Annotated in this window: 1 rRNA gene; it reads left to right on the top strand. The window is 55.1% G+C overall.

What is annotated here, in order from left to right:
- Positions 1 to 1,045: ribosomal RNA gene (locus tag G604_RS0112670) — 23S ribosomal RNA — on the top strand; the annotation flags it as partial.

Here is a 1,045-nt window from a genome sequence, read left to right as displayed (position 1 = left end):
AGGCTAACCGAGGGAACTGAAACATCTTAGTACCTCGAGGAAGAGAAAATAAATAATGATTCCCCCAGTAGTGGCGAGCGACCGGGGAACAGCCCAAACCGGTGACGTGGCAACGCGCCGCCGGGGTTGTAGGACTGCGGCATTGCACAGTGACAGGTGAGCGGAAGGATCTGGAAAGTTCCGCCATAGAGGGTGAGAGCCCCGTATGCGAAGTCTGTCACGGCATAGCAGTATCCTGAGTAACGCGGAGCACGAGGAATTCTGCGCGAAACTGCCGGGACCATCCGGTAAGGCTAAATACTCCTGTGAGACCGATAGTGTACCAGTACCGTGAGGGAAAGGTGAAAAGCACCCCGAGCAGGGGAGTGAAAGAGTACCTGAAACCATCCGCCTACAAGCGGTCGGAGCATCGTAAGATGTGACGGCGTGCCTTTTGCATAATGAACCTACGAGTTGCCATCTCCGGCAAGGTTAAGTGGCTAAGCCACCGAGCCGCAGGGAAACCGAGTCTGAAACGGGCGTTCAGAGTCGGAGGGGGCAGACGCGAAACCAAGTGATCTACACTTGTCCAGGATGAAGTCCCGGTAACACGGGATGGAGGTCCGCACCAATAAGCGTTGAAAAGCTTCTGGATGAGATGAGTGTAGGAGTGAAAGGCCAATCAAACTTGGAGATAGCTCGTACTCCCCGAAAGGCATTTAGGTGCCGCGTGACGTGATCCGCATGTGAGGTAGAGCGACTGGTAGGACAAGAGGGCTTCACCGCCTATCGAGTCCTGACAAACTCCGAATGCGCATGCGCCGCAGCGTTGCAGTAAGGGGGCGGGTGCTAAGGTCCGTCCCCGAGAGGAGAAGAATCCAGACCGTCGTCTAAGGTCCCGGAATTCTGCCTGAGTTAGTCTAACGAAGTGTGGTCCCCGTGACAGCCAGGATGTTGGCTTGGAAGCAGCCATTCATTCAAAGAGTGCGTAACAGCTCACTGGTCGAGGGTCCGTGCATGGATAATAATCGGGTATAAGGCAGATACCGAAGGCGCGGGATAGCAT

The sequence above is a fragment of the Prevotella sp. AGR2160 genome (assembly GCF_000424185.1).
Taxonomy (GTDB): Bacteria; Bacteroidota; Bacteroidia; order Bacteroidales; family Bacteroidaceae; genus Prevotella.
The sequence above is the reverse complement of the archived record's forward strand: the minus strand, read 5'-3'. Positions and strand labels throughout refer to the sequence as shown.